Source organism: Actinomadura sp. K4S16, from assembly GCF_008327685.1.
In the GTDB taxonomy this organism is placed as follows: Bacteria; Actinomycetota; Actinomycetes; order Streptosporangiales; family Streptosporangiaceae; genus Spirillospora.
The window spans coordinates 1079093-1097254 of the sequence record NZ_BDDE01000010.1 but is presented as its reverse complement, the minus strand read 5'-3'; the positions used below and the strand labels follow the sequence as shown (position 1 = coordinate 1097254).

Sequence of the window (18162 nt, the reverse complement as noted above, 5' to 3'; positions counted from 1 at the left end):
CCGCCTCACAATGAAGGAGCGGGGACCGACCTTCCCGCTCAGACCATAGAAAGGGAGTGCGATCATGGTGGACGCAGCTCGGGCGCGCAAGCTCGCCGACCGCATCCAGCAGATCGTCGCCGAGATGCTGGAGAGGCGGATCAAGGATCCGCGGCTCGGCTTCGTGACCGTGACGGACACCCGCATCACCAACGACCTGCGCGACGCCACCGTGTACTACACGGTGTACGGGTCGGATGGCGAGCGCGCCGAGACGGCCGCCGCGCTGGAGAGCGCCAAGGGCGTCATCCGGTCGGAGGTGGGCAGGAAGACGGGCGTCCGCCACACGCCCAGCATCACCTTCGTCATGGACTCCCTCATGGAGAACGCGGCGCACATCGACGACCTGCTGGCCCAGGCCCGCGCCAAGGACGCCGAGGTGGCACGGGCCGCGCAGGGCGCGTCTCCCGCGGGCGACGCCAACCCCTACCGCGAGCCCGGTTCGGCCGAGGACGAGGACGACCTCGACGACGACCTCGACGACGACTTCGACGAGGACGACCTCGACGAGGACGGGCCCGCCTTCGACGGGCGCGACGCCGCTGGGGACGGTGAGGACGGCCGCCCCGGACGCCCGTCGTCGTGAACGGCCCGGCCGACACCGCGGCCCCCGCCGAGCCGGGCGCACCGCCCGCCGACCTCGAATGGGACCGCGCGGTCGAACTGATCCGCGGTGCCCGTGAGATCTGCCTGGCGTGCCACGTGGCGCCCGACGGCGACGCGCTCGGCTCGATGCTGGCGCTCGGGCAGGCGCTGCGCGCGTGCGGCAAGCGCTGCGTGGCCTCGTTCGGGGAGCCGTTCGGCGTCCCGGCGATCCTGCGGTTCCTGCCGGGCCAGGAGCTGCTGGTCGAACCGTCCCGGGTGCCGCGCGCCCCGGAACTGATGATCTCGCTGGACGCGGCGGGCCGGGCGCGGCTCGGCTCGCTCGCCGGCGCCGCCGACCGGGCCGGCGCCCTGATCGTCATCGACCACCACGCGTCCAACACCGGGTTCGGCGGCGTGCGGCTGGTCGACCCGGCCGCCGCCGCGACGGCGGTGCTGGTCGAGGAGCTGATCCGCAGGCTCGGCGTGCCGCTCGACCGCGACATCGCCCAGGGCCTGTACGCGGGCCTGGCCAGCGACACCGGCTCGTTCAAGTACCCTTGCACCACCCCCGAGGTCCACGACCTGGCGGGACGGCTGCTGACCGCGGGCGTCCGGCCGGAAACGGTCAGCCGCGAGCTGTGGGACCGGGCCCCGTTCGGCTACCTGCAGGTCCTCGCGAGCGCGCTGGCGCGCGCCCGGCTCGAGCGCGACGCGGCCGGCGGCCGCGGCCTGGTCTGGACGGCGATCGCCCGTGCCGATCGGCGTGGACTGCCGTACGAGCAGCTCGAGGGGATCATCGATCAGCTGCGCCGGACCGACGAGGCAGAGGTCGCCGTCGTCTGCAAGGAGACCGATGACGGCCACTGGTACTTCTCCGTCCGGTCCAAGGGCCGTATCGATCTGAGCAGGGTGTGTGCGGCGCTCGACGGCGGCGGTCACCGCGAGATGGCGGGCTTCGTCTGGGCAGGGCCGGTCGACGAGGCGCTCGACCGGCTGCGCGCCCTGCTGCCCGCCGAACACTGACCGGTCGGGCGCCGGGTCGGCGGTCAGTCGAACCGCTGTTCCCGGCGGGCCCGGTCGGCCACGTGCCTCATCCGGCGCCGCGCCCAGCAGAGCAGCAGCGGCCAGACCACGGCGGTCGCGACCGATCCCGCCCCTGCCGTGACCGCGCTGCCGGCCTCGAAGGCCATGCGGACCGCCGCCGCGGCGGCTCCACCGTACGCCGCCGCGGTGATCAAGCCGATCTGGCGCCGGTTGACGCTGCGCGGCCGCGTCACCCAGGTCGAGGGGCCGTCGGTGTGGCGCCAGCTCACGTGGGGGGCGAGGCGAGGGTACTCGGTCACGAAATAGTGCCGGATCCGCGCGGCGTTGCGTGCGCAGGCGTCGGTGCCGATGTCGCGGACGACCAGGCCGATGTAGGCGTTGGTGCCGACGACCGCGATGAACAGTGCGGCGGCCAGCATCACCCGGAGCAGAGCGTCGGAGGCGAGCCCCTTGGCGCCGCTGAGGGCCGCGACGAGGCCGAGGGTGGCGCCCACCAGGGTCAGGAAGCCCGTCATCCGGGCGTGGCCCTCGGCCCGGAGCCGACGGAACTCCGCTTCGGCGTTGTGCAGTTCCTCCAGCAGGAAAGCGGTGGCGTGCTCCTCTTCGCGCCTCCTACGCGCACGCATCGCGGATCCGCGCGATCGCAGCGGTGGCCGGCGCCGGCGCCGGGCGGAGCCCCCGCATGGCGAACAGCTCCTCGACCGCCACGTCGTCGTTCGCGTGAACGGACCAGCTCCGCATCGGCGTCGCCCTCTCCTTGGTGCCGACCGGCCTCAGCCAGAAGCCGGGATCCGTTCTCCGGCAGAACGGATTGTAAGCGGGTATGCGCTCTTCGTATGGCGACGTCGGCGGATCTGACTGGTAGGCACCGGCCCGGACGAGGATCCGCCAGCCCGGCATCGGAGCGGCGCCAGGCCGGTGAACCGCGCGGGCCCCGAAGGAGACAGCGCGCCCGTCCCCGCAGGGAGTGCATGGACGGCCGGCCGATATCCATGTCCTGATGTGCTCGGCCACATCCCGGCTCCGGGCCCATCCGCCGGGAAGCGGGAGGCCGCCCGGTGCCATGGCGAACTCGGTGCTCGCCTCCGAGGTGTGAGCGTCCGGCGCTCGATGTGGGGCGGGCGCCTCCGGGCTGAACAGGCTGACCAGTGCGAAGCTGCGCCGATGCGTGAGGTCAGAGGTGTCGTAGCGTTCCAGCGCACCGGTCCCCGCGATGGCGCCGGCCCGGTCGATGTGCCAGTCGGGCCGTGCACCGGGAACCTGGCCCCGGTCGAGCCACAGGGCCGCGACGGTGATCCGGATGACGAGCCCGTGGTCGGCCTGGACCGATTCGATGATCCCGTCCAGGGCGCCAAGGGTGAGGAGTGCGTCGAGAGCAGAGGCTCCTACGGGACCGGCATACCGGGCGAAGGCTTCGAGGGAGCAGAGCGTCAGCGACGGCTCGTGCGCGAGAGAGCCGACGCTCGCCGGTTCCACCCTCCCATGGATCCGGAAGGGTGCGTCCGGGGCGCTGAAGACGCCGGGCTCGGGCTGTCCTCTGCTCATGGTCGGACCTCGCCGGGGACGTACGGCTAGGAGGCACAGTGGATCGCGGCGGAGCGCGCCCCGCAAGGGAAAAGGACACAGAACAGACCCTTCGCCGCGTGGAGGCGGCGCTGTGCGGGAAACCCGCGAGGGCGACGGGACGGCTAGTATCGCCGTCCTCCGTTCGCCCGCCGTCTTCGAGGTGAAGCAAGAGCATGGATCCGGGACTCGTCATCGTGGACAAGCCCGCCGGCTGGACCTCGCACGACGTCGTGGGGAGGATGCGGAGGCTGGCGAAGACCCGGCGGGTCGGCCACGCGGGCACGCTCGACCCGATGGCGACGGGCGTGCTCGTCCTCGGGATCGGCAAGGCCACCCGCCTGCTCGGGCATCTCGCGCTGACCCGCAAGGGCTACGACGCCACGATCCGGCTGGGCGAGTCGACCAACACCGACGACGCGGAGGGCGAGACCACCGCGACCGCGTCGGCCGCGTCCGTCACCGAGGAGGCGCTGCGGGCCGGCGTCGCGGAGCTGACCGGGACGATCCAGCAGGTCCCGCCGCAGGTCAGTGCGATCAAGGTGAACGGGGAGCGGGCCTACAGGATGGCGCGCAAGGGCGAGGAGGTGGAACTCGCCGCCCGGCCGGTGACCGTGGACGAGTTCACGATCCTGGACGTCCGGCGGCACGGCGACCTCGTCGACGTGGACGCCTCGGTGTCCTGCTCGTCCGGGACCTACATCCGGGCGCTGGCCCGCGACCTCGGTTCCTCGCTCGGCTGCGGCGGCCATCTCACCGCGCTGCGCCGCACCCGCGTCGGACCCTACGACCTCTCCATGGCGCGGACGCTCGACCGGCTCGGCGAGGAACTGGAGATCCTGCCCATGGCCGAGGCCGTGGCGGCGGTGTTCCCGCGCCGGGACGTGTCCGAGGACGACGCCCGCAAGGTCGCCCACGGCGGACGGCTGGCGGCCGCCGGTCTCGGGCCGGGCCCGGTGGGCGTCTTCGCGCCGGACGGGACCCTGCTCGCGCTGGTCGAGGAGCGGGGCCCGGTGGCCAAGCCCCTCGCCGTGTTCGTCCCGTGAGGGGCCCGCGGCGGAGCCGTGGCGAGCATCACCGGGCGAATTGGATGCGCAGTCAACCTACGCACGCGTAACCTACGTAAGCGTAGGTTAGTGAGGAGGTGTCCGTGACCACGGTGAAGGACAATCCCCCGGTGGCGTCCCCCACCCGGCCGCGGCTGCGCGGCTGGCTGCACCTCGGCGCGTTCCCCGCGGTGCTCGTCGCGGGGCTCGTGCTGGTGGCGCTCGGCCCCAGCCTGGAGGCGCGGCTGGCGTCGGCGCTGTACGTGGCGACATCGGGGATGCTGTTCGGGATCTCGGGAACGTACCACCGGCAGCAGTCGCACCGGCTGATCGAGGTGCTGCGCCGCTTCGACCATGCCAACATCTACCTGATCATCGCGGGGACGTACACGCCCTTCGCGGTGCTGGCGCTGGACGGCGGCGTGCGCGTGGCCGTCCTCGCCATCGTGTGGACCGGGGCCGTCGCCGGGGTCGTCTTCCGGACGACCTGGATCGGCGCTCCCCGCGCCCTCTACGTCGCCCTCTACATCGCGCTGGGCTGGGTGGCGGTGCTCTTCCTGCCGCAGTTCCTGTCCGGGGCGGGCGTGGCCGCCTGCCTGCTGGTCGCGATCGGAGGCATCTGCTACAGCGTCGGGGGAGTGGTGTACGGGCTGCGCCGCCCCGACCCGTTCCCGGACTGGTTCGGGTTCCACGAGGTGTTCCACGCCTGCACGCTGGCGGCCTACGTGCTCCAGTACATCGCGGTGTCCCTCGTCGTCTACCAGTCCGGCTGAGAGCGTCGACCCGGCCCGTGCCGGGCCGGGTGCCGCACACCACGCACCCTGGGTGCGACCGGTACCGCCCCCGCATGGCACTCTTGAGGACGGCAAGAAGTACCGGACAGGAACGTCCTACGCAGGGAGAGCATGGTGCGGCGCTGGAATGGCCTCGACGAGGTTCCCGCAGACTGGGGCCGTTCGGTGATCACGATCGGGGTGTTCGACGGCGTGCACCGCGGCCACCAGCGGATCGTGGGGGCCGCCGCCGAGGAGGCGCGCCGCCGCGGGCTGCGCTCGGTGGTCATCACGTTCGACCCGCATCCGGACGAGGTCGTCCGGCCCGGCACGCACCCGCCGCTGCTCGCCACCACCAAGCGCCGCATCGAACTGCTGGAGGGCCTCGGCACCGACGCGGTCGTGGTCGTGCCCTTCACGCTGGAGCTGTCGAAGGTGCCGCCGGACGAGTTCGTCCAGTCGGTCCTGGTCGACCGGCTGCACGCCGCCCACGTGATCGTCGGTGAGGACTTCCGGTTCGGGCACAAGGCCAAGGGCGACGTGGCGCTGCTGCGGGAGCTCGGCGAGAAGTACGACTTCACGGCCGAGGGCATGCCGCTGGTGGCCGACGGCGACACGATCTCGTCCACCTACATCAGGGGACGGCTCGACGCGGGCGACGTCGAGGCGGCCGCGCACGCGCTCGGCCGCCCGCACCGGGTCGAGGGCGTCGTCGTGCGGGGCCACCAGCGGGGCCGCGCGCTCGGCTTCCCCACGGCGAACCTGGAGACGCTGCCGCACACCGCGATCCCGGCGGACGGCGTCTACGGCGGCTGGCTGGCCTGCGACTCCGACCGCTACCCCGGCTTCCGCTGGCCGGCCGCGATCTCCATCGGGACGAACCCGACCTTCGAGGGCGCGGGCGAGCGCACCGTCGAGGCCTACGCCCTGGACCGCGACGACCTCGACCTCTACGGCGAGCACATGGCCGTGGACTTCGCCGCCCGCATCCGCGACACGTTGAAGTTCGACTCGATCGAGGCCCTGATCGAGGAAATGCACCGAGACGTGGCCCGCGCCCGGGAAATCACGTCCTAAGCCCGTTCAAAGCGCCCCGCCAAGCTGGTAAGGAAGCCTCAACCGCCACGCGAGCGCGCGACCTGACCGGTGGGACGAAGCCGAAGGCGAGCCCACCGGGAAGCTCGCGAAGCGAGGTCGCGCTCGCCTCAAGAACGGTCGAGGTGCGAGCCGCCAGGCGAGCATCTCGGGCCGGTCTTGTATCCAATACAGCATGGTACGGTGAAGAGTCGCCGGGAAGGGCCCCGGCGCGGCTGGCTGCACCCTCATGCGGCCCGCCACCCTCTTAACACGCACCATGCGGACCCGTGCGCCCTCCGGGCCAGGATCTGCGGGTGACGAATCCATCGAAGGAGCCACGTGTCGCTCGACACCGCCACCAAGAACCAGATCATCGCCGAGTACGCGACCACTGAGGGTGACACCGGATCCCCGGAGGTCCAGGTCGCGCTGCTGACGCGCCGCATCAACGATCTGACCGAGCACCTGAAGGAGCACAAGCACGACCACCACAGCCGCCGCGGTCTGCTGCTGCTGGTCGGTCGTCGTCGCCGCCTCCTGAAGTACCTCGCGAACAAGGACATCAACCGCTACCGGCAGCTGATCGAGCGACTCGGGCTGCGCCGCTAGCACGGTGAGGGAGTGGCCCGCGGGGCCACTCCCTTCCTTTATGGCCGGCGGGCCCGCCCGGCCCCGGCCGCCAATTACAGAGCAAGCCTCGCGGACACCGCTGGTGCGGGCCGGTCCTCGGTAGTGGCTTCCGGATCCGTTCCGCCGCATCGGCGGCGCTCTCGATCCGGGTGCTTCGATCGAAGACCGGCAGCGTGAACAGCCAACGGGAAACGGCCGCGAGGACCGACATGGAACCCTGAGGAGGTTTCCCGTGACAGAAGCCGTGCGCATCGACGGTGCGCAGAGCACCGAAGCCGTGATCGACAACGGCACGTTCGGCACCCGCACCATCCGCTTCGAGGCCGGCCGGCTGGCCCGGCAGGCGGCCGGCTCGGCCGTCGCCTACCTCGACGACGAGACGATGGTGCTGTCGGCGACCACCGCGTCGAAGAAGCCCAAGGAGAACCTGGACTTCTTCCCGCTGACCGTGGACGTCGAGGAGCGGATGTACGCGGCCGGGCGCATTCCCGGCTCGTTCTTCCGCCGCGAGGGCCGTCCCTCCGAGGACGCGATCCTGACCTGCCGGCTGATCGACCGGCCGCTGCGCCCGTCGTTCACCAAGGGCCTGCGCAACGAGATCCAGGTCGTCGAGACGATCATGGCGCTGCACCCCGACCACCTGTACGACGTCGTGGCGATCAACGCCGCCTCGATGTCCACGCAGCTGGCGGGCCTGCCGTTCTCCGGCCCGATCGGCGGCGTCCGCGTCGCGCTGATCGACGGCCAGTGGGTCGGCTTCCCCACCCACCCCGAGCTTGAGCGCGCGACCTTCGACATGGTCGTGGCCGGCCGCGTGCTGGCCGACGGCGACGTCGCGATCATGATGGTGGAGGCGGAGTCCACCCGCGACACCATCCGGCTCGTCGGCGAGGGCGCGACCGCCCCGACCGAGGAGACCGTCGCCGAGGGCCTCGAGGCGGCCAAGCCGTTCATCAAGGTGCTGTGCAAGGCGCAGAGCGACCTCGCGGCCGTGGCCGCGAAGGAGACCGCCGAGTACCCGATCTTCCTGGACTACCAGGACGACGTGCTCGCCGCCGTCACCGACGCCGTCAGCGGCGACCTGGCCCAGGCGCTGACCATCGCCGGCAAGCAGGAGCGCGAGGCCCGGCTCGACGAGATCAAGGCGGCCGCCGCCGAGAAGCTCGCCGAGCAGTTCGAGGGGCGCGAGAAGGAGATCTCCGCCGCCTACCGCGCCGTCACCAAGAAGCTGGTCCGCGAGCGGGTCATCCGCGACGGGCTGCGCATCGACGGCCGCGGCACGAAGGACATCCGCCAGCTGACCGCCGAGGCGCACGTCGTCCCGCGGGTGCACGGCTCGGCGCTGTTCGAGCGCGGTGAGACGCAGATCCTCGGCGTGACGACGCTGAACATGCTCCGCATGGAGCAGACGATCGACACGCTGAACCCCGAGCGCACCAAGCGCTACATGCACAACTACAACTTCCCGCCGTACTCCACCGGCGAGACGGGCCGCGTCGGCTCCCCGAAGCGCCGCGAGATCGGCCACGGCGCCCTCGCCGAGCGCGCCCTGATCCCGGTGCTGCCGTCGCGCGAGGAGTTCCCGTACGCGATCCGGCAGGTGTCGGAGGCGCTCGGCTCCAACGGCTCCACCTCGATGGGCTCGGTCTGCGCGTCCACCATGTCGCTGCTGGACGCGGGCGTCCCGCTCAAGCAGATGGTGGCGGGCATCGCGATGGGTCTGATCAACGAGGGCGGCGAGTACGTCACGCTGACCGACATCCTCGGCGCCGAGGACGCGTTCGGCGACATGGACTTCAAGGTCGCCGGCACCCGTGACCTGATCACGGCGCTGCAGCTGGACACCAAGCTCGACGGCATCCCGGCCTCGGTGCTGGCCGCCGCGCTGAAGCAGGCCAAGGGCGCCCGCCTGGCGATCCTGGACGTGATGCAGGAGGCCATCGAGGCGCCCGCCGAGATGAGCCCGAACGCGCCGCGGATCATCACGATCAAGGTCCCGGTCGACAAGATCGGCGAGGTCATCGGCCCCAAGGGCAAGATGATCAACTCGATCCAGGACGACACCGGCGCCGACATCACGATCGAGGACGACGGCACCATCTACGTCGGCGCCACCGACGGGCCGTCCGCCGAGGCCGCGCGGCAGGCGATCAACTCGATCGCCAACCCGCACATGCCGGAGGTCGGCGAGCGGTTCCTCGGCACCGTCGTCAAGACCACGACGTTCGGCGCGTTCGTGTCGCTGCTGCCCGGCAAGGACGGCCTGCTGCACGTCTCGCAGATCCGCAAGCTGCACGGCGGCGCCCGGATCGAGAACGTCGAGGACGTGATGGGCGTCGGCGAGAAGATCCAGGTCGAGGTCACCGAGATCGACCAGCGGGGCAAGCTGTCGCTGGTGCCGGTCGAGGTGGTCGAGCGCGAGAGCGCCGAGAAGGCCGAGCGGGCCGACGGCGGCGCGGGCGAGGAGCCCGCGACCGCGTCCGGCGACGGCGACGGCGACACCGGCGAGCGCCGGGAGCGCCGGGACGACGGCCGCGGCGGTCCGCGGCGCCGCCGCACCCGGCGCGGGTCCGACGACGCCGGCCAGCGCAACTCCTGATCCAGACGATGACCGGCCGGCCGGTTCCGCAGCGCGACGAGCACTGCGGGACGGCCGGCCGGCCGCTTTCCCCCGACGGAATGTGAGCGACACGTGACCCTGCCGGCGAGGGCGCAGGAGCCCGGCACCACCACCACGATCCACACCGACGAGGCCGGCGCGGTGCGCCGCACCGTCCTGCCCGGCGGGCTGCGGATCATCACCGAGACGATGCCGACGGTGCGCTCCGCCGCGTTCGGCATCTGGTCGGCGGTCGGCTCCCGCGACGAGGACCCCGCCGACGCGGGCGCCAGCCACTACCTGGAGCACGTGCTGTTCAAGGGAACGAGGCGGCGGTCGGCGCTGGAGATCTCCGCGGCGGTCGACGCGGTCGGCGGCGACCTCAACGCGTTCACCGCCAAGGAGTACACCTGCTACTACGCGCGGGTGCTGGACTCCGACCTCCCGCTCGCCGTGGACGTGGTCTCCGACATGGTCGCGGAGTCGGTGAACCGCCCCGAGGACGTCGAGGCCGAGCGCGGCGTGATCCTCGAAGAGATCCACATGCGCGACGACGACCCGGGCGACCTGATCCACGACGAGTTCTCCACGGCGCTGTACGGCGACACCCCGCTCGGGCGCCCCATCCTCGGCACCGAGGAGTCGATCAACGCGCTGTCCCGGGACCGGATCCACGGCTACTACCGGCAGCACTACGTCCCGTCCAACCTGGTGGTGTCGGTGGCGGGCAACATCGACCACGACGAGGTGGTCCGGCTGGTGTCCGCGGCGTTCGCCGAGCACCTGCACGGCGACGACGCGCCCGCGCCGCCCCGGCTGGACGGCGCGGCCGTGCCGCTGGACCCGCGCAGCGTGGTGATCGACAAGGACACCGAGCAGGCCCACATCATCCTCGGCGGCGCCGGGACGTCCCGCACCGACGAGCGCCGGTTCGCGCTCGGCGTGCTGAACGCGGCGCTCGGCGGCGGCATGTCGTCCCGCCTCTTCCAGGAGATCCGCGAGAAGCGGGGCCTCGCGTACTCCGTCTACAGCTACACGGCGCAGTACGCCGACTCCGGCGTCTTCGGCGTGTACGCGGGCTGCCAGCCCGCCAAGGCCGAGGAGGTCCTGTCGATCTGCCGTGAGGAGCTGGCCGGCGCCGCCGAGGGAGGCCTCACCGACGAGGAGCTGGAGCGCGGCAAGGGCCAGCTGCGCGGCGCCATGGTCCTCGGGCTGGAGGACACCGGCTCGCGGATGAGCCGCATCGGCAAGAGCGAGCTGGTGTACGAGTCGCTGCTGCCCGTCGACGAGGTGCTGGCGCGCATCGAGGCCGTCACGCTCGACGACGTCCGCGCCATCGCCCGCGACGTGCTCGCGGGCCCGCAGGCGCTCACCGTGATCGGCCCGGTGGGGGACCGCGAGTTCGGCGCCTGACCCGCGGGGCGGCCGCCTCGCCGGCGGCGCCGGACACCCCGACTTGTTAACCGGACCAGGGTCCGCTACTCTCCAGGGAGTAAGTGGACTCTGGTCCGTATGCTTGTCGGAGAGGATCCCTCATGTCCCGTCTGCTGCACGTTTCCGCCTCCCCGCGGTCCGCCGCCTCCGAGTCGCTGGCGATCGCCGAGGTGTTCCTGGACGCCTACCGCGAGACCCACGGCGACGTCGTCGACCACCTCGACCTGTGGGAGGCCGGCCTTCCCGCGTTCGGCCCCGCCGGAGCCGGCGCGAAGATGTCCGTCTTCGCGGGGGAGGAGCTGTCCGGGGAGCAGGCCGCCGCATGGCAGGCCGCCCGGGAGGTCTTCGAGCGTTACGACTCCTACGACCGCTACCTGTTCAGCGTCCCGATGTGGAACTCCAGCGTCCCCTACATCCTGAAGCAGTTCATCGACGTGGTCTCGCAGCCCGGCTGGGTGTTCCGGTTCGACCCGGAGAAGGGCTACTCGGGCCTTCTCCAGGGCAAGAAGGCCGCCGTCGTCTACACGAGCGCCGTCTACGGCGAGGGCCGCCCGCCCGCGTTCGGCAGCGACCACCAGGCCCCGTTCTTCGAGGGCTGGCTGCGCTGGACGGGCGTCACCGACATCAGCACGGTCGCGTTCCGCCCGAACCTCGCCACGGCCGATGCCGAGACCGGGCGCCGCGCCGCGCACGCCGAGGCGAGGGAGCTGGGCAAGCGCTTCTGACGATAGGGTCGGGGCGAGGCCAACCAGGAGGAACACGTGACAAAGGTCGGGGTGCTGGGCGCGCAGGGGCGGATGGGCGCCGAGGTGTGCCGTGCCGTCGACGACGCCGACGACATGGAGCTCGTCGCCGCCGTCGACCAGGGCGACAAGCTCGACGCGCTGACCGCCGCCGAGGTCGTCGTCGACTTCACCCATCCCGACGTCGTCATGGACAACCTCCAGTGGTGCGTCGAGCGCGGCCTGCACGCGGTCGTCGGCACCACCGGGTTCGACCCGTCCCGCCTCGACACGGTCCGCTCCTGGCTGACCGACGACTCGTCCGGGAACGTCATCATCGCCCCGAACTTCGGGATCGGCGCGGTGCTCATGATGCACTTCGCGCAGAAGGCGGCCCCGTTCTTCGAGTCCGTCGAGATCGTCGAGACGCACCACCCGAACAAGGCGGACGCCCCGTCCGGCACCGCCTACCGCACCGCCGAGCTGGTGGCCGCCGCGCGCGCCGAGGCGGGCGTCGCCCCGCCCCCGGACGCGACCACCTCCGAGATCGACGGCGCCCGCGGCGCCGACGTGGACGGCGTCCGCGTGCACGCCGTCCGCATGTCCGGCGCGGTCGCCCACCAAGAGGTGGTCCTCGGCGGCCACGGCGAGCTGTTCACCATCCGGCACGACGCGATGAACCGCGAGTCGTTCATGCCCGGGGTGCTGCTGGCCGTCCGCAAGGTCCCCGAGCTCGACCGCCTCACGCTCGGCATCGAGGCGCTCCTCGGCCTGTGATGGACTTCGACGCCGAGCCCTGGGACTACCTCGCCGTGTCCGAGGCGATCGACATCGAGCACCCGCTCGTCCAGTCGATCGCCTCGGAGCTGCGCACCGGCGACGACATCGCCTACGCGCACGCGGCGTTCGACCACGTCCGCGACCGGATCTCGCACCCCATGGACACCGGCGACACCCGTGTCCCCTGGAGGGCCTCCGACGTCCTCGAACAGGGCACCGGCCTCTGCTTCGCCCAGTCCCACGCCTACGTCGCCCTCCTGCGCGCGGGCGGCATCCAGGCGGGCCTGTGCTACCAGCAGCGCCCCGGCTTCGTCCACGGCCTGGTCGCCGCCCTCATCGACGACCGCTGGGTCCGCCTCGACCCCCGCGACCCGGCCGTGCGGTTCTCCGCGTCCGCCGACGCCCTGGCCTACCCGGACGACCCGATCCACCCGACGGTGCACGCGGCCCCGCATCCCACGGTCCTGAACGCCCTGAAGGGCATGACGGCCCTGGACGCCGCGGCCCTTCCCGCCAGCCTGTGATGCGTGTCCGCCCGGCGGCCCCCGCCGACTACGACCGCATCATCGCCGTCGTGGACGGCTGGTGGGGCCGGGAGGTCCACGGCATCCTGCCCCGCCTCTTCCTCGACCACTTCCATCGCACCAGCCTCGTCGCCGAGGCCGGTGACGACCTCGCGGGCTTCCTCGTCGGTTTCCTCTCCCCGTCCCTCCCCGACACCGCCTACATCCACTTCGTCGGCGTGAACCCGGCCTTCCGCGGCGCGGGCCTGGCCCGCCGGCTGTACGAAGACTTCTTCGCGCTCGCCCGCGCGGACGGCCGCACGACCGTCCGCGCCCTGACCTCGCCCCAGAACACCGGCTCCATCGCCTTCCACAAGGCGATGGGCTTCACCGCCGGCCCCGCCCCCGCCCACGACGGCCCGGAGACGCCCAGAGTCCTCTTCCGGCGCTCCCTCACCTGAGGCACGTCAGCCGGGGTAGGCGACGTCGAGGGCGGCGAGGCGGTCGGGGTCGGCGAGGATCTCGATCGCGGTGACCCTGTCGTCGGTGACCGTGAAGGCCAGCACGGACCGCGGGCGTCCGTCCTCGAACCACACGATCCCCGCGGTCCCGTTGACCAGGGCGGGCATGACCTCGCCCGGGGTCTCCCTGCGGAACATGAGGGCCCGGCCGGCGACGTTCTCGGCGCCGTCGACCCGGGTCCATCCGCCGGCCGTGGCGCCGGCGTCGGCGCGCAGCACCACGTCCGGGTGGAGGACGGCGACGAGCGCCTCGAAGTCGCCGTCGCGGGCGGCGGCGTTGAAGGCCTCGACGACCGCGCGCTGGCGGACCGGGTCGCGCTCGGGCTCCGGGGCCGTCCCGCGCACCCGGCGGCGGGCGCGGCTGGCCAGCTGGCGGGCGGCGGCCGGGGACCGTCCCACGATGGGCGCGATGTCCTCGAACGGCACCCCGAAGGTGTCGTGCAGGACGAACGCCAGCCGCTCGGCCGGAGTGAGCGACTGCAACACCACGAGGAGGGCGAGCCCGACCGAGTCGGCCACCAGCGCCTCGTACTCGGGGTCGGGGCCGTCGGCGGGCCTGATGACCGGGTCGGGGAGGCGCTCCTCCAGCGGGTCCTCCCGGCGGGACGTGCGCGAGCGCAGCATGTCGAGGCACACCCGCCCCACGACGGTGGTCAGCCAGCCGCCCAGGTTCTCGATGTCGTCCGCGTCGGACCGGTTGAGCCTGAGCCACGCCTCCTGGACGGCGTCGTCGGCCTCCGCGAGCGAGCCCAGCATCCGGTAGGCGACCGCCTTCAGATGCGTGCGGTGGCCCTCGAACCGCTCTGCCAGGAACTCGCGCTCGTCCATCACGTCCCCCTCGGTATCACTCGGTCGTAACACTGACGGACGCCGCCGCCCGGATGTGACCGGGGGTTGTGCCCGGAGAGCGGCGGGCCTAGCGTTCGGCGGGTGGAAGCGTCGTTCGCGCGGGACATGTGGAAGGTCGTCGAACCGCTGCACGCGGTGACCTACTTCGCCGAGGAGTGCCGGAAGGCCAACGGCGACGTCGGCCTCAAGGGCTTCTGGATGGGGTACTTCGGAAGCCGGGGGGCGCCGCTCGGCGCGGTGTCCGCGGGGACGATCCAAGCCACCTTCTTCGGCTTCCACCCGGCGCGGGTGCGGCGGGCCGTTCCGGACGCGTGGCGGTTCGCGTCCCCGGAGAGCATCCTCCGGGCACGGAGCGACGCGGCGGCACGCGTGCTGCGCAGGACCGTCCCCGGCATCGAGGACGTGGCGGTGAAGGCCGCACCGCTCCTGCAGGAGGTCGTGATGGCGGCGGACGCCTCCGGCCGCCCGCTGTTCGCTGCCAACCAGGACCTGCCGCTCCCAGAGGACCCCGTTGAGGCGCTCTGGCAGGCGACGACGTCCTTGCGCGAGCACCGAGGAGACGGGCACGTGGCCCTGCTCGCCGCCGAGGGGCTGAGCGGCCTGGAGGCGAACGTCCTCGTCTCTGCCATCGGCGTGGTGCCCCCGGAGCGCTTCTACGAGAGCCGCGGCTGGTCGCCCGAGGACTGGGCCGAGGCCACCGAGGAACTGACCCGACGCGGCCTCGTGGCCCAGGGAGAGGCCACCGCAGAAGGACGCGGCCTGAAGGCGCGCATCGAACAACGCACGGACGAACTGGCAGCAGTCCCCTACAACGTCCTGAGCGACCCCAAAACGCTCTACGAGTCCCTCATACCGGCCTCCAAGGCCGCAGCGACCGAGATGCCCTTCCCCAACCCGATAGGCCTTCCTAGACCCGCGTAGACCCGCCTAGACCCGACGGGGACGCTCCTCAGCCCTGCCCGCCGGGGGTCAGTGGTGGGATTTTGAGAGGTCTACTTCGCGGATGGTGCGGTCGATGCCGGCGGCGGCGTAGGCGGCGGCCTCGTCGAGGGTCTCGTTCTCCAGGAGGGCGGCGGCGAGGGAGTCCAGCTTGTCGCGGTTGGCGCGGAGGGTCTCCACGGCCTCGGCGTAGCACTCGTCGACGATCCGGCGGGCCTCCAGGTCGACGGCGTCCAGGGTGCCCTGGGCGGCGTACTGGCCCATCGGGTCCGATCCGTCCGCGGGCAGGATCGACAGGGGGCCGATCTTCTGCGACATGCCCCAGCGGCCCACCATCCCGCGGGCGATCTTGGTGACCTGCTCCAGGTCGCTCTCCGAGCCGGTGGTGACCACGCCGAAGACCAGCTCCTCGGCCGCCATGCCGCCGAGCGCGCCGATGATGCGGCCGCGCAGGTAGCGCTCGTCGTAGGCGTAGCGGTCGTCGTCCGGGGTGGACACGGTGACGCCGAGCGCCCGGCCGTGCGGCACGATCGTGATCTTGCGGACGGGGTCGGCGCCCGGCTGCAGCATGCCGAGCAGGCCGTGCCCGGACTCGTGGTAGGACGTGCGGCGGCGCTCCTCGAACGGCATGACCAGGGAGCGCCGGGTGCCGAGCTGCACCTTCTCCAGCGCGCTCTGGAAGTCGTCCATGTCCACGGCGCCCTTCTCGCGCTTGACGGCGAGCAGGGCGGCCTCGTTGACCAGGTTGGCCAGCTCGGCGCCGGTCATCCCCGGCGTCATCCGCGCGATCGAGGTGAGGTCGGCGTCGGCGGCGAGCGGGACTTCGCGGGTGTGCACGCCGAGGATCGCGACGCGGCCTTCCAGGTCGGGCGGGGACACCGCGACCTGCCGGTCGAACCGGCCGGGGCGCATGAGGGCGGGGTCCAGGATGTCGGGGCGGTTCGTCGCGGCGACCACGACGACGCCCTCGGAGCCGGAGAAGCCGTCCATCTCGGTGAGGATCTGGTTGAGGGTCTGCTCGCGCTCGTCGTGCCCGCCCATGCTCGCGCCGCCGCCGCGCGCCCGCCCGATCGTGTCGATCTCGTCGATGAAGATGATCGACGGGGCGGTCTTGCGGGCCTCGGTGAACAGCTCGCGGACGCGGGCGGCGCCGACGCCGACGACCATCTCGATGAACTCCGACGCGGCCGCGGAGTAGAACGGGACGTCCGCCTCGCCGGCGACCGCGCGGGCGAGCAGCGTCTTGCCGGTGCCGGGCGCGCCGGTCAGCAGGACGCCGCGCGGGACGCGGGCGCCCATCCGGCGGTACTTGCCGGGGTCCTTGAGGAAGTCGACGACCTCGCTGAGCTCCGCCTCGACCTCGTCGATGCCGGCGACGTCGGCGAACGTGGCGCGCTTGTCGTCCGCCGCGACGGGCTTGGGGGAGCGGTTGAAGCCGCCCATGAGGCCGCCCCCGCCGGCCATGCGGCGCTGCAGCCACACCATCACGCCGATCCACAGGCCGACGAACAGCAGCGTCGGCAGCAGTGACAGCAGCAGGTTGGCGAGCAGGCCGCGGTCCTCGTTGACCGGCTTGGCCTCGACCTCGACGCCCTTCTGCACCATCTCGGTGTAGATCTTGTCGTCGGCGAACGCGGGGCGCAGCGTCTCGAACGAGGTGTAGGTCTTCTCCCCGTGCCCGGGGACGGGCTGCCTGCTCTTCAGCTGACCCTGGATCTGGTAGCCCTTGGTGTAGACGTCCTTGACGTTCCCGGCCGCGACCTGCTGGGTGAACGCCGTGTAGGGGACCGTCACCCGCTCCTTCTGGCCGCTGAGGTGCATGGAGACGTAGCTCAGACCGAAGACGACCAGCAGCAGCGCCCAGAAGACCGCGTTGTTGCGGTTCGGCTTCCACCCGCCTCCGCGCAGGCCCGGCGCCCGGCCGTCCTGCCGGTCGGGGACGCCTTCGGCGCGCCAGGGCTGCTCGGGGTCGCGGCGGGGCGGCACCGACTGGCGCCTGCCGGGCTCGGCAGTGCCGGAGCGATGCGCGCCGGCGCTCGGCGGCGTCCCGTTCGGTCGCGGTGTCCCGTCGGGCTGTGGCGCGGGTCGCTCGTCCGGCACGTCTCGCATCTCCCCGTCCAAGGCGCCCCGCGGACCGGGGCGGTCAGGTGGTCGTACTGGGGCCCGGCGCCGCGGCGCCGTGCCCGGAACCCTGGGGGCTCCGGGGAGGTAAACGGAAGTCGGCGCCCATCCGTTCCCCGCGCGTCACTGGGGGGCGGTCGGTGTGACGAAGCCGTACTTGTTGAACAGCCGCTGCGCTCCGGGCGTGAGCAGCCACGACACGAACGCGTCCGCGGTGTCCTCGTGCTCTCCGCCGCGGACGGCGGCGGCGGGGAAGGCCGCGGTGACGTTGAGGTCCGCGGGGATGGGCACGCTGCTCGCCGCGATCCCGGCCGAGCGGAGGTCGGTGATGAAGACGAGCCCCGCGTCGGCCTCGCCGGCGCGGATCCGGTCCAGGACGGCCCGGGCGCTGGTCTCCTCGCTGGTCCACCGCACCTGGACACCGGCCCTGGCGAGGACCTGGCGGGTGTAGCGGCCGACCGGGACCGTCCCGGCGCCGACGGCCACCCGCAGGCCGGGACGCGCCAGGTCGCGCAGGTCCCGGACGCGGCGGGGGTTGCCCGGCCCGACCGCGATCGTGAGCGAGTCGTGGGCGATGACGCGGCGGCGCCCGCCGAGGTGCTCGCGCTCCTCGTCCATGCTCGCCCCGTCGGCCGTCACCAGGACGTCGGGGGGCTCGTGCTCGGCGAGGCGGTCGGCGATCTCGGGCGTCCCGCCGAAGGCGAACCGCACCCTGACGTCCGGGTTCTCCTGCTGGTAGGCCGTCCCGATCTCGCCGAGCACCTCGGTCATCGAGGAGGTCGCGAGGACGGTGAGCGTGACCCGCCCAGACGAGTCGCCGCAGCCGGCGCCGAGGGCGGGCAGGACGAGCGCGGCGAGCAGCGCGGACGCGCGGAGGCGGCGCCGACGGGGGGAATCGGGCATTTGATCTCATCCTAGGGTCGAGGGGTCCGGAGTC

At 72.3% G+C, this 18162-nt stretch carries 17 protein-coding genes and 1 pseudogene; 13 read left to right on the top strand and 5 right to left on the bottom strand.

The window, feature by feature from the left end:
- Nucleotides 1-64: 64 nt before the first annotated feature.
- Both rbfA and K4S16_RS05845 read left to right on the top strand, forming a co-directional pair.
- Nucleotides 65-514, top strand: a pseudogene (gene rbfA, locus K4S16_RS05850) (30S ribosome-binding factor RbfA); the annotation flags it as partial.
- 107 nt (nt 515-621) lie between these two features.
- Entirely contained in the window at nt 622-1647 is a 1026-nt protein-coding gene (locus tag K4S16_RS05845; protein WP_149257702.1) for a bifunctional oligoribonuclease/PAP phosphatase NrnA, read from the top strand.
- Between the two features lie 23 nt (nt 1648-1670).
- Here the strand turns inward: K4S16_RS05845 and K4S16_RS05840 are convergent, their stop codons facing one another.
- Both K4S16_RS05840 and K4S16_RS05835 read right to left on the bottom strand, forming a co-directional pair.
- Nucleotides 1671-2294 carry a hypothetical protein gene (locus K4S16_RS05840; RefSeq protein WP_149257701.1) on the bottom strand — a complete coding sequence of 208 codons (624 nt, stop codon included), beginning with the start codon at nt 2292-2294 and terminating at the stop codon, nt 1671-1673.
- Nucleotides 2281-3213: a hypothetical protein gene (locus K4S16_RS05835; protein WP_149257700.1), complete on the bottom strand. Its 933-nt coding sequence runs from the start codon at nt 3211-3213 to the stop codon at nt 2281-2283. The genes K4S16_RS05840 and K4S16_RS05835 overlap by 14 nt, the downstream gene beginning before the upstream one ends.
- A 194-nt stretch (nt 3214-3407) precedes the next feature.
- Between K4S16_RS05835 and truB the strand changes: the two genes are divergently transcribed.
- From truB to K4S16_RS05785, 10 genes are all read left to right on the top strand, one after another.
- Nucleotides 3408-4277, top strand: coding sequence for a tRNA pseudouridine(55) synthase TruB (truB, locus tag K4S16_RS05830; protein ID WP_149257699.1), 870 nt, complete (start codon nt 3408-3410; stop codon nt 4275-4277).
- Nucleotides 4278-4381: 104 nt separating this feature from the next.
- Complete coding sequence (locus tag K4S16_RS05825) at nt 4382-5050, top strand: hemolysin III family protein (RefSeq protein ID WP_235036593.1); 669 nt, start codon at nt 4382-4384, stop codon at nt 5048-5050.
- Nucleotides 5051-5185: 135 nt separating this feature from the next.
- Nucleotides 5186-6127: a bifunctional riboflavin kinase/FAD synthetase gene (locus K4S16_RS05820; RefSeq protein ID WP_149258059.1), complete on the top strand. Its 942-nt coding sequence runs from the start codon at nt 5186-5188 to the stop codon at nt 6125-6127.
- Between the two features lie 339 nt (nt 6128-6466).
- Nucleotides 6467-6736: a 30S ribosomal protein S15 gene (gene rpsO / locus K4S16_RS05815; RefSeq protein ID WP_067792110.1), complete on the top strand. Its 270-nt coding sequence runs from the start codon at nt 6467-6469 to the stop codon at nt 6734-6736.
- A gap of 271 nt (nt 6737-7007) precedes the next feature.
- Nucleotides 7008-9356, top strand: a complete 2349-nt coding sequence (locus K4S16_RS05810; RefSeq protein ID WP_149258058.1) for a polyribonucleotide nucleotidyltransferase — start codon at nt 7008-7010, stop codon at nt 9354-9356.
- A 93-nt stretch (nt 9357-9449) separates the two neighbouring features.
- On the top strand, nt 9450-10769 hold the full coding sequence (locus tag K4S16_RS05805; protein WP_149257698.1) for a pitrilysin family protein: 1320 nt from the start codon (nt 9450-9452) through the stop codon (nt 10767-10769).
- 122 nt (nt 10770-10891) lie between these two features.
- Complete coding sequence (locus K4S16_RS05800) at nt 10892-11515, top strand: FMN-dependent NADH-azoreductase (protein WP_149257697.1); 624 nt, start codon at nt 10892-10894, stop codon at nt 11513-11515.
- Nucleotides 11516-11551: 36 nt separating this feature from the next.
- Nucleotides 11552-12289, top strand: a complete 738-nt coding sequence (dapB, locus tag K4S16_RS05795) for a 4-hydroxy-tetrahydrodipicolinate reductase (RefSeq protein WP_149257696.1) — start codon at nt 11552-11554, stop codon at nt 12287-12289.
- Nucleotides 12289-12816 (top strand): transglutaminase family protein, encoded by a 528-nt coding sequence (locus K4S16_RS05790; RefSeq protein ID WP_149258057.1) that lies wholly within the window; start codon nt 12289-12291, stop codon nt 12814-12816. Before dapB ends, K4S16_RS05790 begins: the two co-directional genes overlap by 1 nt.
- Nucleotides 12816-13256 (top strand): GNAT family N-acetyltransferase, encoded by a 441-nt coding sequence (locus K4S16_RS05785; RefSeq protein ID WP_149257695.1) that lies wholly within the window; start codon nt 12816-12818, stop codon nt 13254-13256. Before K4S16_RS05790 ends, K4S16_RS05785 begins: the two co-directional genes overlap by 1 nt.
- Nucleotides 13257-13262: 6 nt before the next feature.
- Here the strand turns inward: K4S16_RS05785 and sigJ are convergent, their stop codons facing one another.
- A complete protein-coding gene (sigJ, locus tag K4S16_RS05780) occupies nt 13263-14144 on the bottom strand; it encodes an RNA polymerase sigma factor SigJ (RefSeq protein ID WP_149257694.1) in 882 nt (293 codons plus the stop codon).
- A gap of 102 nt (nt 14145-14246) precedes the next feature.
- On the opposite strand from sigJ, the gene K4S16_RS05775 reads away from it, so the two are divergent.
- Complete coding sequence (locus K4S16_RS05775) at nt 14247-15086, top strand: hypothetical protein (protein ID WP_149257693.1); 840 nt, start codon at nt 14247-14249, stop codon at nt 15084-15086.
- Nucleotides 15087-15134: 48 nt separating this feature from the next.
- Here K4S16_RS05775 and ftsH read toward each other — a convergent pair whose 3' ends face one another.
- Both ftsH and modA read right to left on the bottom strand, forming a co-directional pair.
- A complete protein-coding gene (gene ftsH, locus K4S16_RS05770) occupies nt 15135-17204 on the bottom strand; it encodes an ATP-dependent zinc metalloprotease FtsH (RefSeq protein WP_235036592.1) in 2070 nt (689 codons plus the stop codon).
- 144 nt (nt 17205-17348) lie between these two features.
- Nucleotides 17349-18128: a molybdate ABC transporter substrate-binding protein gene (gene modA, locus K4S16_RS05765; protein WP_149257691.1), complete on the bottom strand. Its 780-nt coding sequence runs from the start codon at nt 18126-18128 to the stop codon at nt 17349-17351.
- Nucleotides 18129-18162: the final 34 nt, after the last annotated feature.